The 23,139-nt window shown below is 43.8% G+C and carries 18 protein-coding genes; 9 read left to right on the top strand and 9 right to left on the bottom strand.

Going from position 1 to position 23,139, the window contains the following annotated elements:
• The first annotated feature begins 134 nt into the window (after window positions 1–134).
• The gene (locus R8G66_18430) at window positions 135–743 is read left to right on the top strand and encodes a fumarylacetoacetate hydrolase family protein (GenBank protein MDW3194359.1); all 609 of its coding nucleotides are present in this window, start codon (window positions 135–137) and stop codon (window positions 741–743) included.
• Between the two features lie 188 nt (window positions 744–931).
• On the opposite strand, the gene R8G66_18435 is transcribed toward R8G66_18430, so the two are convergent.
• Together R8G66_18435 and R8G66_18440 are read right to left on the bottom strand one after the other, a co-directional pair.
• Complete coding sequence (locus R8G66_18435) at window positions 932–3,619, bottom strand: TonB-dependent receptor (protein ID MDW3194360.1); 2,688 nt, start codon at window positions 3,617–3,619, stop codon at window positions 932–934.
• Window positions 3,620–3,683: 64 nt separating this feature from the next.
• Window positions 3,684–4,487 (bottom strand): GLPGLI family protein, encoded by an 804-nt coding sequence (locus tag R8G66_18440; GenBank protein ID MDW3194361.1) that lies wholly within the window; start codon window positions 4,485–4,487, stop codon window positions 3,684–3,686.
• 136 nt (window positions 4,488–4,623) lie between these two features.
• Here R8G66_18440 and R8G66_18445 point away from each other — a divergent pair, with 136 nt between their 5' ends.
• The 5 genes from R8G66_18445 (at window position 4,624) to R8G66_18465 (ending at window position 10,381) form a co-directional block, all read left to right on the top strand.
• Complete coding sequence (locus tag R8G66_18445) at window positions 4,624–6,117, top strand: HAMP domain-containing sensor histidine kinase (protein ID MDW3194362.1); 1,494 nt, start codon at window positions 4,624–4,626, stop codon at window positions 6,115–6,117.
• Window positions 6,114–6,788, top strand: a complete 675-nt coding sequence (locus tag R8G66_18450; GenBank protein ID MDW3194363.1) for a response regulator transcription factor — start codon at window positions 6,114–6,116, stop codon at window positions 6,786–6,788. The genes R8G66_18445 and R8G66_18450 overlap by 4 nt, the downstream gene beginning before the upstream one ends.
• A 393-nt stretch (window positions 6,789–7,181) precedes the next feature.
• Entirely contained in the window at window positions 7,182–7,568 is a 387-nt protein-coding gene (locus R8G66_18455; GenBank protein ID MDW3194364.1) for a hypothetical protein, read from the top strand.
• Between the two features lie 56 nt (window positions 7,569–7,624).
• The gene (locus tag R8G66_18460; GenBank protein MDW3194365.1) at window positions 7,625–8,677 is read left to right on the top strand and encodes a hypothetical protein; all 1,053 of its coding nucleotides are present in this window, start codon (window positions 7,625–7,627) and stop codon (window positions 8,675–8,677) included.
• A 150-nt stretch (window positions 8,678–8,827) separates the two neighbouring features.
• Window positions 8,828–10,381: a sulfatase-like hydrolase/transferase gene (locus tag R8G66_18465; GenBank protein MDW3194366.1), complete on the top strand. Its 1,554-nt coding sequence runs from the start codon at window positions 8,828–8,830 to the stop codon at window positions 10,379–10,381.
• Here R8G66_18465 and R8G66_18470 read toward each other — a convergent pair whose 3' ends face one another.
• The 6 genes from R8G66_18470 to R8G66_18495 all read right to left on the bottom strand — a co-directional run bounded on the left by R8G66_18470 (window position 10,382) and on the right by R8G66_18495 (window position 18,292).
• Window positions 10,382–10,708, bottom strand: a complete 327-nt coding sequence (locus R8G66_18470; GenBank protein ID MDW3194367.1) for a DUF6686 family protein — start codon at window positions 10,706–10,708, stop codon at window positions 10,382–10,384. It abuts the gene before it with no gap.
• 96 nt (window positions 10,709–10,804) lie between these two features.
• Window positions 10,805–11,749 (bottom strand): DUF6607 family protein, encoded by a 945-nt coding sequence (locus tag R8G66_18475; GenBank protein MDW3194368.1) that lies wholly within the window; start codon window positions 11,747–11,749, stop codon window positions 10,805–10,807.
• A 34-nt stretch (window positions 11,750–11,783) separates the two neighbouring features.
• Window positions 11,784–13,160, bottom strand: a complete 1,377-nt coding sequence (locus R8G66_18480; GenBank protein ID MDW3194369.1) for an HmuY family protein — start codon at window positions 13,158–13,160, stop codon at window positions 11,784–11,786.
• Window positions 13,161–13,165: 5 nt separating this feature from the next.
• Window positions 13,166–15,403 carry a TonB-dependent receptor gene (locus R8G66_18485; protein ID MDW3194370.1) on the bottom strand — a complete coding sequence of 746 codons (2,238 nt, stop codon included), beginning with the start codon at window positions 15,401–15,403 and terminating at the stop codon, window positions 13,166–13,168.
• Between the two features lie 698 nt (window positions 15,404–16,101).
• Complete coding sequence (gene feoB, locus R8G66_18490) at window positions 16,102–18,066, bottom strand: ferrous iron transport protein B (protein ID MDW3194371.1); 1,965 nt, start codon at window positions 18,064–18,066, stop codon at window positions 16,102–16,104.
• Window positions 18,059–18,292: a FeoA family protein gene (locus R8G66_18495; GenBank protein MDW3194372.1), complete on the bottom strand. Its 234-nt coding sequence runs from the start codon at window positions 18,290–18,292 to the stop codon at window positions 18,059–18,061. The genes feoB and R8G66_18495 overlap by 8 nt, the downstream gene beginning before the upstream one ends.
• Before the next feature lie 511 nt (window positions 18,293–18,803).
• Between R8G66_18495 and R8G66_18500 the strand changes: the two genes are divergently transcribed.
• The 3 genes from R8G66_18500 to R8G66_18510 are packed head-to-tail and all read left to right on the top strand — an operon-like array spanning window position 18,804 to window position 21,454.
• Window positions 18,804–20,276, top strand: a complete 1,473-nt coding sequence (locus R8G66_18500) for a sulfatase (GenBank protein MDW3194373.1) — start codon at window positions 18,804–18,806, stop codon at window positions 20,274–20,276.
• Window positions 20,277–20,296: 20 nt separating this feature from the next.
• The gene (locus R8G66_18505) at window positions 20,297–20,833 is read left to right on the top strand and encodes a Crp/Fnr family transcriptional regulator (protein ID MDW3194374.1); all 537 of its coding nucleotides are present in this window, start codon (window positions 20,297–20,299) and stop codon (window positions 20,831–20,833) included.
• A 51-nt stretch (window positions 20,834–20,884) separates the two neighbouring features.
• Window positions 20,885–21,454, top strand: a complete 570-nt coding sequence (locus R8G66_18510; GenBank protein ID MDW3194375.1) for a DinB family protein — start codon at window positions 20,885–20,887, stop codon at window positions 21,452–21,454.
• A gap of 92 nt (window positions 21,455–21,546) precedes the next feature.
• Here R8G66_18510 and R8G66_18515 read toward each other — a convergent pair whose 3' ends face one another.
• Entirely contained in the window at window positions 21,547–23,139 is a 1,593-nt protein-coding gene (locus R8G66_18515; GenBank protein ID MDW3194376.1) for an NAD(P)/FAD-dependent oxidoreductase, read from the bottom strand.

The following is a 23,139-nucleotide window of genomic DNA, read 5'->3' on the forward strand; positions in this document are numbered from 1 at the left end:
ATGGCGCGTCTTAGACGCGTGAATTTATGGGTACGTCCAAGACGCGCACCAGCTTTAAGTTTCTTGGATCTTAGCCAAAATTCAAAGAACGCAGTAATTTCACGATTCCATTAATAGACGAGAATCATCTCTTTATGAAAATCATTTGTATAGGCCGTAATTACACAGAACACATTGAAGAGTTGGGCAACGAGAAACCCGATGAGCCGGTCATTTTCATGAAGCCGGATTCTGCCTTGTTGCGTAATAATGATGCGTTCTATCTACCTGACTTTTCGAACGATATTCATCATGAAGTGGAAGTGGTCGTTCGCATCAATCGTGTGGGTAAATCAATTGAGCAGAAGTTTGCAGGGAAGTACTATGATGAGATTGGTCTGGGAATTGATTTCACGGCACGTGATCTTCAGTCGAAACTTAAATCCAAAGGTCTGCCCTGGGAAAGAGCAAAGGGATTCAATATGTCTGCTCCTATTTCTCCGTTCATTTCCAAAGAAGGCATTGACTTGACCAATCTCGATTTCCATCTGGACATCAATGGTGAAACCGTTCAAAAAGGCAATACCTCCTTCATGTTGTTCCCAATCGATGAAATCATCGCTTACGTTTCACAGTACTTCACTTTGAAGAAAGGCGACCTGATCTATACGGGCACACCAAAAGGCGTTGGACCTGTCAAATTGGGCGATCGTCTAAAGGGATATCTAAAGGGTGAATTGATGTTTGATTTTGAAGTGAAGTAATGCTTCAACAGGCTCAACTCACTTCTAGTCTTGGCGTTCGTCTAAAACTAGTGACATTAATAATAGGCGTTTGAAACAGGGCCGTAGACGCACCGGCTCCAGACTTAAGCGAGTTAGACTTTGATCAAAAAAAGAAGGTACGCATCCTTAAACGCGTACCCGTCTTAACCAACTCAACGAATGATTTTCTATATCTCGTACTTGAGCGAAAGAGTAAAGTACCTGGGCAAAATAAAATAGGCGTAATCGCTGACCAGGCTACTACTAAATCCATTCCTTCGGATCGCTTCCGTTCCCGTTAAATTTGTACCGCTCAAAATCCATTGCCATGGGCTGTCTTCTTTCTGAAAAGACAAACTTGCTTCCAACAATTCATAGGTATTCACCACGTCCAATTCCCGATCCTTGTATCGGTTGATGTTGTAGTCAATATCCAATACTAAAGTTGGCAGGATCTTTATTCCCAATTCGATATTGGGATTTGCATTCACGAAGGAGTTTTCCGTAAAGTCACTTTTGTATTGACTCAATTCATGGGTGTACCCTACATCTAAAGTCAGCACTTTGAACAGCCGCGTCTCCACCGACCCTTCATATCGTTGGGTCCAGGTGGCATTGCGGTTTTGCAAACCATCAATCACATTCCCAGTTGAATTATAGGTCTGATTCGTTCTTCCAATCACACGCCATTTCTCAAATGTTTTGGTCACACTCGCCATCATGTTGAGGAACTCATTGGCACCAGTAAGATTGATCGGCGTACTGATGCGCTGCAAGCCCTCATAGACCAGTTCCTGGCTCAAATCCTTAATGCGCCGCTGATAATTCACAAATGCAAACACATTGAGGTGGCTGAACATGCTGAAATTGGTATAACTCAAATCCAGACTATGATTCAGACTATTTTCCAAACCGGTAGCTCCTCTAAACAGGTTGTTATAATTGGAAACCCTGAGCCCTTGCGCCACTTGCTGTACATCGAAGTAGTTTACCTGCTGACGATATTGCAATCGAATGGTCTGTGCGCTGTTCAGGTCGTAGCTTGCTGTGAATCGTGGCAAAGCCGTCCAAAGTAAACTGGATTCTTCCAGCAAATTTTGACGTTGATCTACCTCAAATCGATGGAAGTTGATACCAGGCTCCAAGACAAAATCACCCAATTTGGAACGGAAGCTGATTCCCGCATAGGTATCGAGCAAATTAAAGCGGACATCATTGTTAAAATCATCCACTTCCAAAGCGTCATTTCCTTCCTGATCCAAAGTCGTTTTTAAACGCTGATCTACGTAGCTATTGCCTACTGAAAAGTTGATGTGATTGGTTTTATTCAGGATAAAGTACCAATTCAATAAGGCTTCCTGTTGGTGACTTTTGGTCCGCCTTTGCTGATTAAAAGTGAGGGGTTCTACCGCATTGAATGGAATCAAGCGATCAAACAATAGAGCATCAGAATTGATGGACAACAAAGGATCCTGATCCGTGTAGCGATAAGAAGCTTCCAAAGAAGTAATATGTCGTTCACCCAAAGAATAGTAAGCACGCAGGTCTTGTGAAATCTCCAATGGACTCTGATCCGTTTGGGAATCAATTCGATTGACCGTACCAAACAAATTAGAAAAACGACGGGTATCGGCATCTAGTCTTGATCCCTTAATAAATGATTGTGTACTCATATAAAAAGCTTCGTTGGGCTTGAATACCGACTTAAATCGACCAATTCCAGACAAGTTGGTTAAATCCTCCCTGTTCTCTACAAATTCCTGATTATCCCCTTCTGTATTGATATAGGTACGATCGCTCTCTGTGACAATGCGATTACGATTACGGTTGCCGATCAGAAATCCTGAATACTGCCATTTATCCGAAGGGTGATGATCAAAATTGAAAGCACCAACTGCCGAATTGAGTCGACGCGCATTATTGGCTTGCATACCTAGCGAACCGAATTGATCGCTGGAAACCGTAAACCCACCACCAGAACGATTAGACAAACCGCTGAAGCCACCGTTAAAACGAAACATGTCTCTGGCGGTAAAGGCTTGGCGTCCTATGTTATTGGCATCTCCAATGAAATTGAGAGTGGTTTTTGGATTGAAGTAAAACAGATTCGCATGCCCCAGATATCGGTCCTCAGGTCCTATCCCTGCTTCTGCGTCTCCAAAGAGCAAGTTCTTTTTATCTTCGGACAATTGAATATTTAAAGCCAGACGATCATCATTATTTCCTAACCCCGACATGGGGGCGACTTCATTGAAATTCCGCAGCACCTGCACTTTATCCACTGCATTCGCAGGGATGTTTTGGGTGGCCATTTTGGTATCTCCTTCGAAGAATTCTTTTCCTTCTACAAGAACCTTTTCTACACGTTTGCCCTGGACACGTACCTCTCCGTTTTCATCCACTTCAAAGCCGGGAATGGATTCTAACACATCTTCGAGTTTCTTTTCATCTCCTTTGGTGAAGGCGTCGGCCTTATAAATGATCGTGTCTCCGGAGATAGTAACAGGAAATTCCTCTACGATTTCGATCGCCCCTAATTGCGTTATGGAAGCTTTCAGTAACACAGGAAAGGGATCATCGACATTTTCCAGCGCTTCTATGGTTTGTTCAAAAGGTTCGTAACCAATAAAAGTGATTTTCAACTGGTAGGATTGACCTTTTTCTAATTTGAGCAGGAAACGCCCGAGGTGGTCCGTCACTCCGAAAGAAGCAACATCTCCGGTTTCAACAGTGATTGCGTAAGCATTGGCCAATTCAACAGGAGCATCCAGGCTGTCTTTGACCAGGCCCATGAATCGGACCGTTTCAGATTGGGAAAATGTGGGGAGACTTGCTCCCCAACAAATCAAGAGTATGACCAGGTATTTGATCCTCATGGATAGATAGATTGAGTTTTGACTTAGTTTTTGACCTTTGAGTTCAGCGTACTGATAAGCAAGACTATCCTCCTATTCGAATCATGGTTCGGTTGCCTTCTCCCTGATATTGGTTCATCATTTCTGATAGCTTTTCTTCACGAAGCTCATCGAAATCTGTTCTTGAAATCTTCTTCCCTTTCTTCGGAATTTCTATCTCTCCGATCTCATCGGAATTCATCACCACCTTGGTGCACAGGATAGAAAAGTTTCCATTTTTCACTTCGAGGATCAATCCAGGAAGGCCCCAGTAGGAATCTGGTCCATGGCTCACTGGAATACTGGGGGCAAACCACGCTACCACCTGAATGGTATCGATCTTTTCGACAACTTCATTTCCATTATCAGAATCGACAGTCATTTGTCGCGTAGTGCTTTCGAAAACGGCCTTCTGACACTCGTACTGGCCAATTTGCTTGAAATCGTTCAGGATTTTCCAGTCTCGTGTCTCAGGTTCATCGACAATCAGGAATTCCTTTCCGAATAAGTCTTCGCTCTCTTTATGAACTTTGGTTTTGGTATTGCGGTAAGTGATCCCCTCACCACCTGTCATTCGGATCTGTACCCCACCGCCAGATACAGAGGTATTTTGATCCAGCTCTTCTACCCTTTTGTAAGAGGATTCATGGGTATTGAAAGTCAGGGTATATTCTCGTTGCATTTGCTGGGCGATCTGCTTTCGGATGGCCTCGGCATCTACTCCGGGCATGTCTCCGTCAAAGTCCACATTCATCGACGCAGCAGTTTTATAGGTAGCTTCTCCTTTGAATTGTGCAAAACCAGCACCATAACAAATGATGGCAAAAAGTAGCAGGGTTATTTTTCTCATGTTCATGTCTGTTTCAAATTAAGGTTTGAGTTTTCATATCAAGGTTCATCGCTGAACCACTGATGCAAATGAACGGAGGGGTATTTTCAAGGTAGGTTATCGAGTGTTAACGTGTGTTAACCTGCTCATCCAGTATATGCTACCCCACGTATATTTGAGCATGCAAAAAGCGAGATTCAAATGGATATCCATTATTATAGCGGTCAGTATCGTGATCACGGTGCTTACTCAGGGGTATTGGAATTATCGCAATTTCCAATTGAATGAGCAGCGTTTTCTCAATGACATGCAAGTCGCGCTGGACAATGGCGTCGAAAGCTACTATGCGAACCTGGCCAAGTTCGAGATGGTTGACATGGCACGTTTCAACAGAGATACCCTTCCCGGTGCTTTTTCCTACAATTTTTCATTTGATAATGAGAATGAGGATACCCTCATCCTAGATTACAGTAGCTTTTCAACCATTGATACGATAAAAAAGGGACATATTTTCACCTCTGTTACTGCTTCCTCGAGTGGAACCCAGGAATTTGTGCACCGTGGAAATGGGGCCGTCAATTTCAGAAGGATCATCACAAGAGATTCCATACTTGCTGATACGTTACCTACACATTTTACGGACCTGGCGTCTAAGATCGTGATTGCTTTGACCCGAGATTCGATCGATGAACAATCTTTGTTCCAACATATTTCCGATGAATTAGAGCGAAAATCGCTACCTCAGCAAGTCAAATTACTACACCTGGAGTCTTGTTGTCCTGATCTTAAACGACCTCTAAAAACTGCTAACATACTACTTGCTAATCCGGCATTCTTACCTCCAGGTATCGTTCTTGAAATGGGTTTTGGCAACTATACCTGGAAGATCCTTCAGATGGGACTGGTCAGTATGTTGCTTTCCATTGCGATGGCCGCCATGATCATTTGGGGACTACTCTATCTGTATAATGTGATCAAAAACCAACGACAGTTGGCGGAGCTAAAAAATGACCTGATTAATAACCTGACCCACGAATTTAAAACGCCAATAGCCACCATATCCACTGCCCTTGAAGGTATCGATAAATTCAATGAGACCAATGATCTGGAAAAGACCCGGAAATACATTGGCATTGGACAAGATCAGTTGAAGAAACTGGATCAGATGGTAGAAAAGCTACTCGAAACGGCGACACTGGAAAAGGATGAGATCATCCTGAACAAGGAAAGTGTGGACTTATCTGCATTGCTTCAAAAAATGCTCGATAAATACGAGATGACTGGAGACAAGCACTTTGAGGCGGATATTGCTAAGGAAGTAATCACACGAGTAGACCGAGTTCATATCGACAATGCGATTTCCAATCTGATCGACAATGCCGTGAAATATGGAGGAGACTCCATTCAGGTGAAGCTGAAAGCTAGTCAGCATCTAGAATTAGAGGTTTCTGATAATGGCCCAGGTATCGAAAAGCGTCATCAGGACAAGATCTTTGAGAAGTTCTATCGTATTCCGAAAGGTGATCAACACGATGTGAAAGGCTACGGAATCGGTTTGTACTATACACAAAAGATCATTGAAAAGCACGGGGGTCAGATCTCTTTGAATTCAAAACCGGGAAAGACAACTTTTAAAATCACCTTGCCATGAGTACCAAGATCCTGTTAGCGGAAGACGAAGCGGCACTGGGCATGATTGTGAAAGAAAGCCTGGAGTCCCGCGGGTTCTCTGTACAGTGGTGTGAGGACGGGGAAGCCGCCTGGCAAGCCTATCAGGATCAACCACCGCATGTATTGGTACTGGACGTTATGATGCCGGCCAGAGACGGATTTTCCCTGGCAAGAATGATCCGTAAAAAAGACAAGAAAACACCGATCCTTTTCCTTACCGCCAAGTCCCAGACCCAAGACGTAGTGGAAGGTTTTGATCTGGGTGGAAATGACTACCTAAAGAAGCCCTTCAGCATGGAAGAGCTGATTGTACGGATCAAAGAATTGGCCCAACGCGCAGACAGACGAATGGCTTTCGAAACACAAGAGATCGGTCAGTATACCTTCAATTACCCTAAACAAAGTCTGTCCTTCAACGGCGAAGAACAGCCCCTCACCCACCGTGAAGCTGAAGTACTACAGCGCCTGGCCAGCAAACCCAACGAGCTCTTTGATCGAGCGATCATGCTGGAAGAAGTCTGGGGGACCGAAGACTTTTTCAACGCCCGTAGCATGGACGTCTTCATCACCAAACTCAGAAAGAAGCTTGCGCAAGACCCCAATGTCCAGATCGTGAATGTGCGGGGATATGGGTATAAGTTGATTTGTTGAATTCATCTTAGATCGTCATGCCGGTTTTTATTGACATAAATTCCGTAGCATGTCAATAAAATACCGGTATCTCTTTCGACGATCTTAACACTTTCTATTATTACAAAACACTTCTATTAATTGTCATACTCCGAGAACCTATCTATGACAGATCGAAGATTTTTCAGTGAATTAGGGATAAAGCACGGAAAAGAGATACCGGACATTTTTCGGTTTCCTTCGGATTTTAAACCGAAAAATTCCGGCATGACGTGCATATTTTAGTCCTGTCATTTCTGTTTATATTTTGGGAAACCGAATATTGGCACCACAGACTGACAAATGTCATAAACCGTCCACGTCACAAAACCCCGGATGATGTTTGACGCTACTCCATCCTTCCCTTTCTTTGCAATGATGCCATTTTTTAAGCATTTCGCGATCAGCTTGCTCATCCTTAGCACCATCGGAAGTACACTTACTGTGCCTTTGGTCTATCTCGATTTTGAGATGCGAAGAGATTTCATTGCAGAAGTGCTATGCATCAATCGAGACAAGCCCATTACTACCTGCGGAGGGGTTTGTTATCTGGAACTGAACCTGGAGCGGTCTCAACCGAATTCAGATGCGATTCCCTCATCCTTTACGAGTCTGATGAGTTTTTATTTTCAGGAAATTGAATCCACCAAACTATCCTTACCCGTCTCCTTAATGTGCCAAAACTTATTCCTTCGAACAACAGAAGGAACCCCGAATAAAATTTCGATTGCTGTTTTTCAGCCACCACCTGTTCTGGTCTGATCTCTACCTTGGGTCTTGCACCCTTCTTATTTATTAATCAATAACCAGAACTAAACATGAAACTTATTTTTCGATGCCTGGCGGTGATCGCTGGCGCGCTATTATCAACTATTGTCTATGCTCAAGGCCGACCTGACAGTCATGCTCCTATTGGTGTAATGGGCGATCATACCCACGCCAAAGGAGAATTTATGGTCTCTTATCGCTACATGCGCATGACCATGAAAGACAACCTCACTGATGCGGATGATATTTCTCCTGTCGAGATTGTCACGACTATTCCAAACCGGTTTTTCGGCCTGGATGGTCAACCACCAACATTACGAGTAGTACCGACGGAAATGACAATGGACATGCACATGCTCGGTGTGATGTATGCCTCCTCCGATCGACTGACTTTGATGGGTATGGTTAACATATTATCCTTCGGCATGGATCATACGACCTATCAGGGTGGTATGGGCACCAATGTATTGGGAGGGTTTACTACTGAATCCTCCGGATTAGGTGATATCAGTATTGGAGGCCTATTTAAAATCAATGATTATTTCCAGGCCAATCTTGGCATAAGCATCCCAACCGGATCAATCGAAGAGCAAGATCAGATCCTTACACCTATGAACATGGAACCTACGGTGAGATTGCCATACCCTATGCAACTGGGATCAGGCACCTGGGATCTGTTACCCGGAGTGGTCTACTTCCAGAAGGCTGAAAGTGTAAGTTGGGGTGCTCAGGTCCGTGGTACTGTTCGATTGGGTGAAAATGACAATGAATTCTCGTATGGCAACAAAGTGATGACCACTGCGTGGGGAGCCTATCGCCTTGCTTCCTGGCTAAGTTCTTCCTTACGTTTTGGGTTTAGCGCCATCAATGGCATCGACGGGATAGACCCGGAGATCGTCGCACCCGTTCAAACGGCCAATCCTGATTTTCAAGGAGGTCATATATTGGATGGACATCTTGGGGTCAATTTGATCGGCCAGAGTGGTTTCCTGAAAGGTCAGCGAATATCTGCTGAATTCGGTATTCCCTTTTGGCAGTCATTGCATGGACCTCAATTACAAACCACGAGTGTGTTGACACTGGGTTGGCAGTATGCATTTTAAGAACTTTGAGCATTGACTGAATAGCGGAGTAACTAGCATGTGAAATATCTTATCTAGTGCTCCGCTTCATCCTCGTTTTTAGTCGATCAATGCTCTATATTCCACAAACAAGAAGAGTTCATGTAGATTACGGAATTGTTCAGTCACGCTATGAGAAAATTCCTGCTTTCTTTATTCATCTTCTTCTGTACTTGCCAGGCCTTTGCCCAAAGTTCTCAACCCAACATCCTACTCATCATTGCCGATGACCTGGGTACTGATGTATTGAATGGGTATGACGTGCCTGGAAATAAGCCGGTGACTCCTCATCTGGATTCGTTACGTGAGAGTGGGATCAATTTCACGAACTGCTGGGCTTCACCGCAGTGTACACCCACGCGAGCGGTGATCATAAGTGGGAAATTTGGCATCAAAACAGGTGTCATGGACCCACCCGGACCACTGGACATTGAGCACACCTCGATTTTCAATCGCGTGAAAGCGAATCCAAATATTGACTATAACATGGCCGTCATCGGCAAATGGCATCTCGCTGGGGCCGGTAACAACCTCGACCAACCTGCTGAGCATGGTGTTGATCATTATGAAGGGTTATTCAGTTCCGGTGTAGAAGACTACTATAACTGGGAGAAAGTGACGAATGGAGTAACGGAAACCATCACCGAATACACCACTAGTCATCTCACTGATGCTGCCATGGACTGGATTGGTGGGCAAGAAGCACCTTGGTTCTTATGGTTAGCCCATGCTGCGCCACACAGTCCCCTCCAAACACCCCCGGAAGGTTTATATAGCACTGATCCTCAAAATAACAGAACTACTTACTACGCCATGATTGAAGCCATGGACCATGAAATAGGACGATTGCTTGACAGCATGGAACCTGCTGTTCGTGAAAACACGGTGATCTTCTTCATTGGTGATAATGGGACACCTACCAGCACCAGCCCCTACTTCCCAAGAGGTCATGGAAAAAGCTCCATTTATGAAGGAGGCGTAAGGGTTCCTTTCTTTGCCACTGGGAAAGGCATCTCAAGAATCAATGTGAACGACGAAGTACTCGTACAAGCGACCGATTTGCATTCCACCATACTGAATTTGATGGGAATGGATTTCGAAGATGGCATCAATAACAGCCTGAATTTGACACCCCTTTTTACCGAGGAAAGATCAGTCTCCAGAACGATCAATTACACCGACTATGACAATGATGGGCTGCTGCAGTGGGCCACTCGAACCGATCGATACAAGTTGATAGAAGATGAAAATGGCAATCAGGAGTTTTACGATGTAATTGATGATCTGCTGGAAGAAAATAATCTCATCGACAATTTAACAGCCGATCAGCAAGCCATAAAAGAATTGTTAGCAACAGAAGCACAAATCATCAGAACCGGGTGGTCATGTAATGACGGCATTTTGAATGGGGATGAATCCAGTATTGATGATTGTAGCGAAGAAGTATTATCTGTCCAATCCATGCCTGAGCTTGCTGTTTGGCCTAATCCTTCAAAGGGCACTGTTCAAATATCCTTGCCAACCAATGAAGATGCCATCTTAAGTGTTTACTCCGCCAGTGGAAAAAGACTGTTCAAACATTCTATACGAAAGGACTATCATCTGGAATATTTACCTGCAGGTGTTTTTCTAATTCAGGTGCAATCAAAACATGGAACAACAAGCAGACAAGTGATTGTCAGGTGATTACCTGTAAATCACTTCAAAAGCTTCAAATAAAGTCAGAGATTCCCGGATAACACCAATTAGTTCTTGCGTATCATCAGGAGTTAGACAAAGTCCCAGGCTACTCATGCTATTTCGGATTATGGCCATGGCTTCCCCCATCATGTGATAGTTGTAATCTACCGGACTTAGTGTTTCCAGCATTTTCCTGAATTGATCTAGTTCCGAAGCTGAAAATGAAGCACAACTACTTTTAAAAGCAAGAGAAAAAGACTTGCATTGCTTGCAAAATGTAATTTGAGCGTTCTCGGATTGCGTGAGTACAACAAAATCATCAATGGCACACATGATCGTTGATCTTTAAAGGTTATAAAACTATGAACCCAAGGCAGCCACGTCCCAACGGAAAACGTGGCGCCTGGAGCCAATCAAACTAAATCGTAATTATCTGGAAGCGAGTTCAAGGTCTTCCTTCAAATGAAGCCGCATGACTTCCCGTACCTTGCTTCGAATAAGTGCTTGGTTTATTTCTCCCTTCAAAGTTTTACCCAGTACAAACAATCGCATGAACATCACCTGACCTTCAACTTTCATATTGATGGAGAGTGTGCTTTTCGCGGCAAATACTTCATCCCAAACCGATCGAACCACTGCCCAATAGTTATTATTCTCACCCCACCATGTCACAGCAGGTGCGCATCGATCATCTTCCACCTTTCGATATTCATTCCATCCCTTTTCGCGAGCAATTCGTTGGTCAGCAGTTCCACGAACTACTTTGTCATTGTCTTGTTCGTGTACCCATCCATAATCAGTTAACTCATGGCGATTTCTACGAGTCATGACATTGTAATCGTTCCTTTTAGTTCTTTCCCGACGTGGTAATGGCGCATCTGCCACTGATTCCCAATAATGTCGGCCATCTGCATGGACCCACGTGGCACTCCCTTCATAGCGAGGACTATCATCTACCTGATAGACTTTTTGAGTCCATTGCCCTTTCACTTCACCAGCTGGCAATTGCTTGTACTTCCACGTATTGTCTTGATCGAACACGTACAAATCGCGGTTTTCATACAACCAGTCCTGTCGCCAGTGTTTTACAATAGTAGAATCATTGATGACCAGCAGGTGTTGAATGACAATTCTATCTTTTTCCTGCACCACTGGAAATGCCCATTCCAGTCCTCCTGAAGCATAATTGTCGCGGTATTCATAGTCTTTGCTCTCGCCAAAAGTCTCTGCGAAATTGAATTTGATCTCGTAGCAGCCACACATCCCCAAAATGGCCTCTACGTCTTGTTTTTGCTTTTTCTTCTGCGCAATTCCAACTTGCGTGATCAGGCACAACATGACCATGATCAATCCTTGAATATTGATCTTTTTCATAATTAAAATGTTTTAATTGAGTTTATAATTCGATTTATTGCACCCGTTCAAAAGTGATCTCTGGATAGCCACGCTCTCCAGCTATTGAAGTTAGCCGGGTGAATTTCAACTTGTAGATCTGATCTTGTCCATCCCGAATCACATAAAAACGATCCTCATTCAGGACCAGTGAAAAATCCACCAGGCTTCTCCACGTTGAACCAATCACAGCAATGTTGTCTTCAACAAATGTTAGGTCATTGACATGTGCTGAGTTAAAGTCTTCATAAGTAACTTCTTCTTCATTTACCATCACCGCACTCACACCTTGTCTATTTACAGTGATGAAATCATTAAATCCTACCGCAAGCGTAATCCCAAAATTGGCCCTATTGGCATAGGTGCTGTACATCAGGTCCCACTTGTCAGTCTCTGGTGATACTGTAGTCATTCCATGGTCCAGGTCCAAAAAATTGAATTGGTAGGCTGCATCTTTGGTTACTGTCGTTCGGTTGTGAGTAGTGGCATCGATATCTGCATGTAGAATCGCATAATTGTCTCCATCTCGAAGGATTCTGATTTTCTTCCAATTTCTGCCTTCTCCATCTCTTTTGATGATGAATACGCGATTATCTTCATCGGAGGAACCAATTAGTCCAATAGCTGTCTGGTCCAAATCTCCGCTTTGATGGTCAATCCAATTAGCAGCACCAGGGTCTTCATAATTGGAAATGTACATTGAAGCTGCAAATCCAGCTGTGTCTTGAGCAGTTACGGCATCAATGTCTGTGGATTCCAATGCACGTGCCATGACATAAGCACTGTTGTTGAGGATGACCCGATGTTCCCCCACATTAGATAAGAAACCCAGGTCCCAACTATACTTATCAGCGGTAGTTTGTGTGAGTTTACTTAAATCGATGAACGCCTGATTAGGAAAGGTAGACCCTCCTCCATCGATTTCGAGCGTACCCGATGGGGCAATAAAGTTTTCTGAAAAAGTTACGGTGACACTGGTGTTTTGTCCAACAGAAAACGCATCGTCACTATCAATCAGCTTAAAAGTCAGGGTTTCATCCTGCTGAATGTTGAGGCCGGAACTTGTTGAAATTTCAAAATTGATGGTCTCATCTCCTGGCAAAAAGTCAATCGTAATCTGATCATTTTCCACCGGAGGGTCAGTAACAAAGTCTGCTGTTTCTCCATAAGACAAATTCCCTGTAGCCACCTCTATGGCTAGCGAGCCAGAATTTCCAGCAGCTCTTGAAAAGGTAATTTCAATTTGAGCAGTGGTCGTGATACCTACTGATGTATTCGTAAAGTTCACATCAAAAGGTGGAACTGGGTCATCTTCACTACAAGAGACCAGAGCCAATAGTGCCATTAGCACCACCGAAATTCTCATTATACATGTACCTGTTCTGATATTCATTTGGTTTAGTATTTCAATTCGTATCTGATTTGTAAAAAATAGGATCTTCCATTTAGGACCGGTGTTTGCTCACCTCCTCCATGGGCTCCTCCCGGCAAACTGTTGTTGACGTTAGTCACATCAAGCACATTACGGGAGCCGGCCGAGAGGCTGAGTCCGGAATAAAAAGATTTTGATAGGGTCAGGTCAAACAAATGAAAACTCTCGACCTTCCTAAGTGCTGGTGTCCCTTCGGCATCCAGGAGATAAGACTTATTCGCACCGTTGAATTTGTAAAAAGCAGCTACTTGTAGGTTTTCTAATGCCTTGATCCTATAGGTAGTCTGCGCATTGAATTGAAACTGATATGTAAATTCAGGTATTACCTCTGATTCACTCAGCCGTTGATATTGCCCGATAAATGAAAAACCACCATGAAGGTCAACATCGAAAAACTTTGTTGATCCTGTTAATGACAATCCTTTGGTTTGATACTTGAGCAAGTTCGTATAAGAAGTAGCTTGATTCGAGGTACCTTCTGGAGTGAAGAAAGTGATCAGATTGTCAAAATCATTCAAAAATGCTGAAGCATTTAACGTAAGAGGCAGTTCCTGCCACTCATAAGAGATATCTGTATTCAGGCTGTGTGAGTATTCTGGTTCTAGATTTGGATTACCAAGTATGTTGTGATTTGCATTGATGAATTCATGATGTAATTCACGTAATGAAGGGGCCCGGAAGCCCCTGCCATAGCTACTTCTCCACGTCAAGGAAGGAGTTACATTATAGCTGACATTGACGGAAAAAGTAGGTGAAGTCTGAAAAATGCTATTACGAGTCCATCTTAGCCCAGGGCGCACCTTCAAGGTTTTGCCGAGCAGTACTTCCGATGCCACAAAAAATCCAAGATCCGTTTGTGCCTTATTTCCCTCACTAAGTGTAGTTCCACCAGCAATATCATGCGTCAATTCCGTTCCCAGCTGTACACTTCCCCAGTCCCCTTCCATCAACTGATTGAGTGTTTGTCGAGTGAAAAATGTCTTATAAAATAGGGTTTCCTGCTCAGTGGATAAGGTGGTCGTCTTTTGATTTGTTAGCAGGTTTCTGGAAAATTGGTGGGTTGTTCTTGAATAGTCATTGAAAGAAAAAATAGTATTGAGTGTAGCCCAGGGCACTTCCCATTCACTTTGCAATTGAAGCGACCATCGGTCCGATAGGTACTCCTCATCTATCGCGAATGCATCAATCAATGGATTATTATCATTCTTGACACCTAGATTTTCTAAGGTTTCTTTCAAATAATCGAGACGATAGTAAATGTTGAAGTTCTCTAGTTCAAAGCGAGTAAGCCAGGAACACATTGCTTGTTTTTTGGGATACCAATCATGGGTTCTACCAGTACTATTACCTTTCCATCCACCGGATCTCAGTAGCCTACCATTGACCTGAGAATACCACTTTTCATTGATCTTAACACCAAGTCGAACCGAAGGAGTGTGTAATCCATGATTGAACCAACTGTACTCTTTTCCAATGGTTTCCTCTTGTAATGCAGCACTCAATTCGAACCGCCTTTCAATGTCTTTTTTTGTAATGATGTTGATGACCCCTGCCAAAGCATCTGCTCCATAATTCACGGCCATGGGACCTTCCACCATTTCGATGCGAGCCACCTCCGATACATTGATTTGGCCCAGATCAATGTCATTTCCAACTCCACTTCGACCTGTCATTGGCACACCATCCAGTAGCACCTTGACATATTGGCCTCCAAGTCCTTGCATGCTGATCGATGTACGGCCTGTGGCATTGTCACGACTCAAATTGAGATTGAGTTCACTAGACAGCACATCAAACAAATCTGTCGCTGCTTGTTGATTTAGGCGATCACTTCCGATGGTACGAACGCGATAAACTGAATTTTTAGCCGATTGAGGTTGAAACTGGCCGGTGACCACTACTTGTTCCAGAGATTGTGCTTCTATTTCAAGAGCGATTACATGGCGCTGATTATCAATCTTAACGCGCACATTTCGATAGCCTACATGTCTGATTTCCGCTTCTAAAGGAAATGATAGTCCTGTTTTGAAAAATCCATTTTCATCAGAAATGATCCATTCACTGGCGTTTGAGGATTCACTCCAAATAGCTGCCGTAGCACCAATCAATGGTTGTGTTCCTTCCTTTGAAATGACACGGAAAGTACTTTGCCCAAACAGTGCTGTATGGAAGGTGATTGTCGATATGATCAATAAGATTCTCATTATTTAGAATGATTCTAAACAATGCAAATCTCAGCCTAATACCTGGCCCACACAATCGCTATGATTGGCCAAATTTCAGTCGCTATCGATAGTTAAGAAATGGTCGCCAGAGGTAGTATAAGAAATCCTTAGTTCCAGTGATGGGTATCCCTAAGTATAGTGATCATGGCTTTAAACTCAATGTGTGATTTCAGATACCATATACCTCTTGAAAGCTGTGGTCCGAATCAGTTCATCCCTTATCGGGCGGAGTAGGAATCAAGCTAAATAATCTCTAAAAACCGCCTCCACTGCGTAATGGAAGGGGTTCTGCAATCGTGATTTGCATTTTGGCATGGTGGAGTGTGTTTTGCAATCGTGATTAGCATACTTAGTGTAGTGGAGCGTCTGTTGCAATCGTGATTAGCAAAACCGTGATCGTGGAAGGGATTTTGCAACCTTGGTTTGCAAAATCATCGTCGTGGATCATAAATCATTGCGGTGGAGGATATCTATGATCTGATGAAGACTAATATGGCGTCGTGAAGCCATTTCCAATCACTCGGATGTGTTTTATCTCTTGATTTTCGGCATTTCAGCCATCTTGGAAGCTGCGCAGCTATCACAAGCTTCACCAGAACCATGGTTGTTACCCAACAGTCTTCTCCCAACGTAAACAAGGGCACCTAAAAACAAAAGTCCGACAAGAATGGATTGTATCATGATGCTAAATAATAAGCGATCCAGGCGCCAAAATAAGCCAGCCCGGTCATGTATGCCATTTGTAGCAACGGCCATTTCCAGCTTTTAGTTTCCCGAAGGACGATGGCCAGGGTACTCATGCACTGCATCGCAAAGACATAAAAGATCATGAGCGATAGTCCGGCAGCTAATGTGTAAACCGGCATTCCTGTATCTGAATGGGTTTGGGCCTTCATTCTCTTCAATAACGTATCTCCTTCTTCAAAGTCTTCCCCCACGCTATAGATCGTCGCCATAGAACCTACGAAGACTTCTCTTGCCGCAAAAGAGGTGATTAAGGCAATACCGATCTGCCAGTCATATCCCAAAGGTTTGATTACTGGTTCGATTTGTTTTCCTAGCATGCCGATCCAGGAATTTTCTAATTGCACTGAAGCAACTTCATTCTCATCCAACCCTTGCTCCATTGCAGCCTGAGTCGCCTGATCAATCTTTCCGGGGGGGCCATAAGATGCCATCACCCATAATATGATCGAGATCGCTAGAATTACCTTGCCTGCATCAACTACAAAAATCTTCGTCTTCTCAAATAAGGTCAACCCAATATTTTGCCAACGGGGGCTCTTGTAAGTGGGTAATTCCATGATTAGAAAGCTCGGTCGGTTCGTTTTGATGATCAGCTTCAAGACCGCCGAAACCAACAAGGCTGTTACAGTTCCCAGAAGATACATGCCCATCAGGACCAATCCTTGCAGATCCATGAATCCGAGCACGGTCTCATCGGGGATGACTAGAGCAATGAGCAGAACGTAAACAGGCAAACGGGCCGCACAACTCATCAATGGCACCACCATGATGGTCACCAATCTGTCTTTCCACTGGTCAATTCCACGAGTCGCCATGATCGCGGGAATCGCACAAGCCACGCCTGAGATCAAGGGCACTACACTTTTGCCATGTAATCCCAGTGGTCTCATCAGTCGGTCCATGATGAACACTACCCTGGACATGTAACCCACCTCTTCCAGTAAAGCCAGGAATGCGAACAACAAGACAATCTGAGGAATAAAAATCACAACTCCTCCTACACCAGGAATAATTCCTTGAGCCAACAAATCGGTCAATACACCTGGAGGCAAAATGTCTTGCACCAAGCCACTGGCCTGACCAAAGATTCCATCGATTAGGTCCATGGGGACATTCGCAAACTTGTAGATGACCTGAAAAATCAGAAAGAGAATTCCCAGGAAGATTACGTATCCACCAATGGGATGCGTTACCCAACGATCTATTTTTTGCGTGAGTTGTCTTTGCGATTGGGGCGCTTGCTTTCGTTTCAGACAAAATTGAAGTACCTGCTTGATCTTCTTGTAACGTTCATTCGTATCAGCCACCTGGGCCTCCTGATCCACTTGAACATCACCCTTGAAATTGGAAACAGGCGAATCCGAAACAAAATCTGATGAAATTGCCTTAGTCTCCTGTGAAACCAATGCCTTTAATTGATCGATTCCCGTTCCCTTTCTAGCGTTGATGGATACGCATTCGACCCCTCCCAACATCTCACTCAATTTCTCCTGATTGAGCTCAAAGCCCTCTTTATCGAGTAGGTCTGACATATTTAACGCCAGAATCACTGGTACCTTCAGGTCCACTATTTGAGTGAACAGCAGCAAACTTCTTTCCAGATTACTGGTATCCACGACCACCACCACAACATCGGGATAGTCAGGATGATCTTGCCGACTAAGTACTTCAACGGCCACTTCCTCATCACCGGATTTAGCAAATAAGCTGTAAGTTCCTGGCAGATCAATGACTTCTACCTTTTCATTATCGGGGCCTGTGTAATCCCCGTAGTGTTTATCGACCGTAACACCAGGATAATTTCCAACGTGCTGATTCAGACCAGTCAGCTGATTGAACAAGGAACTCTTCCCGGCATTGGGGTTTCCAACAAGCGCAATTTTCTTTTTAGTCATTGGTGAGATTTGACACCTCCACCAATTGGGCTTCGGCTATACGAAGGGATACGACATAATCTTGAACAGCGATGGCAATAGGATCACCCAGAGGTGCTTTCAATACTACCCTTACTTCCTGTCCGGCAATTAAGCCCATGTCGGTGAGCCTTGACTGTAAATGATGCTCTGTAACCCGAACGATGGACGCCTCTTCTCCTACTGCCAGCTGATTGAGTGTTAACACAAGATTATTGAATGATGTGTCGCAAATGTAGAACCTTATGCCGTTAGAAAATGTGCCTTCACCCTTCTTTTCAAATAAGGACAGTTAGAAGACTTTAAGGTGCGTAAAATGATGCGATGTTTTGCTTCAGGATTTGCCGCAATTTCAGCATCCAATTTGAGTAAGAATTGATCAAAGTCTTGCACAGATTCCATATTGTTTAGCCCATTTGTTTAAGACAAAATTGGATAAGGACAGGAACCGATACAATCGCTAACACTCGTCAAATTTCGATCACTAGGAGTAGTGGGGAGTAGCTAGGAGTAGGGAGTCGTGAGAATAAATAGAGCATCTAAGACAACTTTAACAGGTTAGGCTTCATAACTTTTTCCGACAAAAATCTGAATGGATGTCTAAAAATCGAATCCAATGATATACCTTAAATCCGATGAGCCGAAATTTGATATTTTACATTTTACTAGGAATTTTAGCAGGGTGTCATAAGGTTCCAGATCAACCTAAAAAACCCAATGTGCTTTTCATTTCCATTGATGATCTAAGACCTAGCTTAGGAATTTATGGGGATAAGATTGCCAAAAGCCCTAACATCGACCAATTGGCTGCTGAAGGATTCACGTTGAGAAATGTATTTACACAATCAGCTGTATGCGCCCCTTCAAGAGCGAGTTTAATGACCGGAATACGCCCCGATTCTACTCGAGTATGGCACCTTGGAGATAAATTTCGTGAAATCAATCCGAAAACTGTGACTATGCCACAGTACTTCTCAAGGCATGGATATTATACAGTGAACATTGGTAAAATATTTCACAATTACATGCCAGATTCAATCTCCTGGGATGAACCCGATTTACGCCCCAGCCAATTTGTAAAACCGGAATGGATTGGTAGAGATGGGGAAACATTCTATATCAGCAAGGAAGTGCAAGCGTCCCAGGAAATCAAACGAGATTCATTACTGAAGATACGCCCAATACGGTATGCAGATGGATGGAATACTGGCCCTGCCTGGGAAGCGGCCGATGTGCATGATACGCTGTATTATGACGGGGCTCAAAATGAATTGGCGAAGCGTACTTTAACTCGAATTGCAAAAAAGGACCAGCCTTTTTACATGGGCCTGGGATATTTCCGACCCCATTTGCCCTTCGCAGTACCTAAGAAATACTGGGATCTCTATGACAAAGACCAAATGCCCCTTCCGGATAACCCGGAAATCCCCAAAAACGCTCCGCTACATACGATGAATTCAATGTATGAATTACGACACTATGACGGTTTTAGTCACATTGGGCACCCTACCTCTACTTATCGAATGAGTGAAGATACCATCCGTATTTTAAGGCAAGGATACTACGCGAGTGTAAGCTATGTCGACGCTCTTTTTGGTAACCTCATCGCTCACATGAAGAAAATCGGCATATACGACAACACTATCATTGTAGTTTGGGGAGACCATGGATGGAAACTTGGCGATCATAACAGTTGGGGCAAGATGACCAATTACAATATTGATCTAAGAGTACCGGTAATTGTCCGGCATCCTGATCAAAAACGAAGAGGGCTTCAAACATTTGCACTCACAGAATTAGTAGACTTATTTCCTTCTATCTGCGAGATGGCAGGCATTGAAATCCCAGACTATATGCAAGGAACCAGTTTCGTTCCTCTTATGGATGACCCTGAAAGGTCTTGGAAAACTGCAGCTTTCAGCCAATTCCACCGCCGCCCGAAAGTATCGGCAGATGGTCAACGATACATGGGATATTCAATCAACACAAAGGAATTTCACTACATCGAATGGTATGAATGGGATCATAAAAAAGGCGAACGTGGTGAGTTTAAGTCAGCGGAATTATATGATGTCAAGAATGATCCCAATGAAACAGTGAACATCGTAAATGTACCATTGCAAAAGGAAGTGGTTCCCCAATTATCCAGGCAATTGAAAGCGGGGTGGCATAGCGCCAGGCCAGTCTTGTAATTATAACCAATACAATTTTCATGACCCCCCTCAACGCCCTTACTGACGAAATAGAACGGCTGCAACTCTGGGAACGCACCAAATCCTTAAAAAGAAACGAGTTCTTGAAACATGGTACTGGAATCGATACCAATCTATACTTTGTGGTAAGTGGGACACTGAGGATTTTTGTGATTGATCAGGAAGAGGAATTGACCATTCGGTTTGGATATAAGGGCAACATCATCGCTGCTCTGGATTCTCATATCTCCGGGCAAGCTTCGGACCTCTACATTCAGGCGTTGAAAGAGACGCAGCTAAATGTAATCTCAAAGTCAACCTTCCAGCAATTCGTACAGAGCGATCCCAAATACCAGGCTATTTGGCAGCAGTTGCTTGAGCAATTTGTTTATCAGCAAATGGAACGTGAACGGGACATCCTAATCTCTTCTCCTACTGAACGCTATAAACGGGTATTGAAAAGAAGTCCACAACTCTTTCAGGAAATCCCTCATAAGTACATCGCTTCCTATCTTAGAATGACCCCAGAGACCCTTTCCAGAATTAAAAAGTCTTGATCTCAATCAATGTTTTTGTAATCAAGCATCCAGACATTTGCAGAAAAAAAGATGAGATCGGCTGTATTGATTGAGGAATTGACCCAAATGACCCAGCAGCATTTGGCAGCAATTGAGGAGATTTTGACTAAGGAAGAATCAGATCTGAACTGGAGGGCTGAGGAAGGCAGCTGGAGTGTATTCGAATGTATCGAACACCTGAATCGGTACGGAGATTTCTACTTACCCGAGATCGCCAAAAGGATGGCTAAAGGCAACTCCAGAAATCCTGAAATTTTCAAGACTGGATGGCTCGGCGACTACTTTGCGAAAAGCATGCTTCCCAAGGAAAAGCTCAATAAAATGAAGACCTTCAAAAGCATGAATCCGATTGGGAGTAATCTAAACAAATCGGTCGTTTCAAAATTCAAGTCACAATTGGAGGAAATGCTGCAGTTGCTAGAAACCGCAAAAGGTATTGACTTGACTTTAACTAAAACAGGTATTACCATCAGTAGCTGGATCAAACTGAGACTGGGAGATACCTTCCGCGTGGTGATCTATCATAATGAAAGGCACATGCAGCAGGTGGAGAGGGTGTTTAATCAACATGAAAAGACATTATCAAGAACTTCGGGATAGATCGTCCAAAGAGATACCCTAACCGGGTGTACGGTATTTTTCAAGCCTTAAATGATTGTATACCTTTAAAAAGCCGAGCCTGGCCGGACGGACTAAGATGACATCATCGCTTTCTTCACATAATTCTTACCGGTCATTGCAGAGGCAGTCAGGTAGCCTGCAAATAAGGCCCCTCCTACTCCCGCAGTGACCACATCCTGCCCCGTCAAAAAGAAATTCTTGATGGATGTTCTCGGCTGCAGGAAGCGTTGTTCATATCGGGAGGGATCGTGATCAAGGCCATACAATTCTCCCTTTTCATAGTTCATGAAGTGACGGGTAGTCACTGGGGTAGACAACTCATAATGATCGATTTTTCCCTTCACTTGTGGTTCTCGTTTGTACAGTGCTTCTAATAAGCGTTGAGCCAATGCTTCCTTTTGTGCTTCATATTCCTCACCGCGCTTTTTCCATCGGGTCTCCTCCCATTGTTCGAAAAGCTCATAGGGCATGACCGTGATAATGTCAATCGTACTTTTGCCTGGGTAGCGTTTCAGCCAGGTAGGGTCCTTGGCTGATGGGAAAGAAATGTACACCACAGGAAATGGTGCATTGATGTTCCTGGCATATCGCTCTACCGCCGCATCGTGATCCAGGTCTTCGGGATACAACCAGTAATTGGCTTTCGGTAAGTTCAATTCTTCGGCGGTACCATTCAGCCCTAAATACAAGCAAACATGGGCCGCAGAAGGCTTTACCGTTTTCATCAATCCTGAAAACCCATGCTTCTCAGCGACTGGTTTAGGAATGAGTTTTCCATATGTATTGAAAATTCCGGTACCACTCACAACCTGATCTGCGGTAAAAACAGTTCCATCAGCAAGCTTTACACCTGTGGCCGAGTTATTCTCAATGACCAACTCAGCTACTTCGGCATTGGTCAGCACTTTACCTCCACTTTGAGCGATGACTGGCGCTACATTTTCTACGATTTGCGAAGAACCTCCCACTGGAAATGCTCCACCTTGCAAATAGTGTTTGGCCACCGCGGCATGCATAACAAAACTGCTTTGGCCCGGAGGAAGTCCATAGTCTCCATACTGACCTGTCAGGACTTTGATCAATTCCTCATCCTGAGTCAATTCCTGCAATACAGAAAGCGTGGTTCTTGTTGCAAATTGCAAATAGTTTTTACGGTATCGTTTACCCATTACTTGCTGCATGAGCTTAGGCAATGCTTTTTCCGTATAAAAGTCCCGACTCAACTTGGACATTTGAAACAGCAAGTCCACGTAACGATCAATGGCATCTGCTTCTTTCGGGAAATAGGCCTTCAGTTGATCCTTGAAGTTGTTGACTCCTTTTCGGAAATCGTATATTTTATCACCTACGACAATTCGATCATACACTTCCCCCATGTCCGCCCATTTCAGCTCACCATCGGTGATGTAATCAAATAACTTTCTCAATACGCTGTTCTCCCGGTTCACCTCCCCGATGTAATGGATCCCTACGTCCCATTCATAGCCACGGCGCTTGAAAACATGCGTATAACCTCCGGCGGTGTAATGTCTTTCCAGTACCAAAACCCGTTTTCCTTCCTTGGCCAATACTGCAGCTGCCGCCTGGCAACCCATACCAGAGCCAATAAAAATGACATCAAAATGGCCCTCCGTATCATGTTTCTGCTTGTAGGATTGGATCAT

This window comes from Cytophagales bacterium, from assembly GCA_033344775.1.
Classification (GTDB): domain Bacteria; phylum Bacteroidota; class Bacteroidia; order Cytophagales; family Cyclobacteriaceae; genus JAWPMT01.

Excerpts from the sequence above, each read along its gene's own strand:
- R8G66_18455 (MDW3194364.1), top strand. The coding sequence starts at position 7,182 with ATGATGCCATTTTTTAAGCATTTCGCGATCAGCTTGCTCATCCTTAGC.
- R8G66_18505 (MDW3194374.1), top strand. The coding sequence starts at position 20,297 with ATGACCCCCCTCAACGCCCTTACTGACGAAATAGAACGGCTGCAACTC.
- R8G66_18480 (MDW3194369.1), bottom strand. The coding sequence starts at position 13,160 with ATGAATATCAGAACAGGTACATGTATAATGAGAATTTCGGTGGTGCTA.
- R8G66_18475 (MDW3194368.1), bottom strand. The coding sequence starts at position 11,749 with ATGAAAAAGATCAATATTCAAGGATTGATCATGGTCATGTTGTGCCTG.
- R8G66_18485 (MDW3194370.1), bottom strand. The coding sequence starts at position 15,403 with ATGAGAATCTTATTGATCATATCGACAATCACCTTCCATACAGCACTG.
- R8G66_18465 (MDW3194366.1), top strand. The coding sequence starts at position 8,828 with ATGAGAAAATTCCTGCTTTCTTTATTCATCTTCTTCTGTACTTGCCAG.
- R8G66_18470 (MDW3194367.1), bottom strand. The coding sequence starts at position 10,708 with ATGTGTGCCATTGATGATTTTGTTGTACTCACGCAATCCGAGAACGCT.
- feoB (MDW3194371.1), bottom strand. The coding sequence starts at position 18,066 with ATGACTAAAAAGAAAATTGCGCTTGTTGGAAACCCCAATGCCGGGAAG.
- R8G66_18445 (MDW3194362.1), top strand. The coding sequence starts at position 4,624 with ATGCTACCCCACGTATATTTGAGCATGCAAAAAGCGAGATTCAAATGG.
- R8G66_18430 (MDW3194359.1), top strand. The coding sequence starts at position 135 with ATGAAAATCATTTGTATAGGCCGTAATTACACAGAACACATTGAAGAG.
- R8G66_18450 (MDW3194363.1), top strand. The coding sequence starts at position 6,114 with ATGAGTACCAAGATCCTGTTAGCGGAAGACGAAGCGGCACTGGGCATG.
- R8G66_18510 (MDW3194375.1), top strand. The coding sequence starts at position 20,885 with ATGAGATCGGCTGTATTGATTGAGGAATTGACCCAAATGACCCAGCAG.
- R8G66_18515 (MDW3194376.1), bottom strand. The coding sequence starts at position 23,139 with ATGATCCAATCCTACAAGCAGAAACATGATACGGAGGGCCATTTTGAT.
- R8G66_18460 (MDW3194365.1), top strand. The coding sequence starts at position 7,625 with ATGAAACTTATTTTTCGATGCCTGGCGGTGATCGCTGGCGCGCTATTA.
- R8G66_18440 (MDW3194361.1), bottom strand. The coding sequence starts at position 4,487 with ATGAGAAAAATAACCCTGCTACTTTTTGCCATCATTTGTTATGGTGCT.
- R8G66_18435 (MDW3194360.1), bottom strand. The coding sequence starts at position 3,619 with ATGAGGATCAAATACCTGGTCATACTCTTGATTTGTTGGGGAGCAAGT.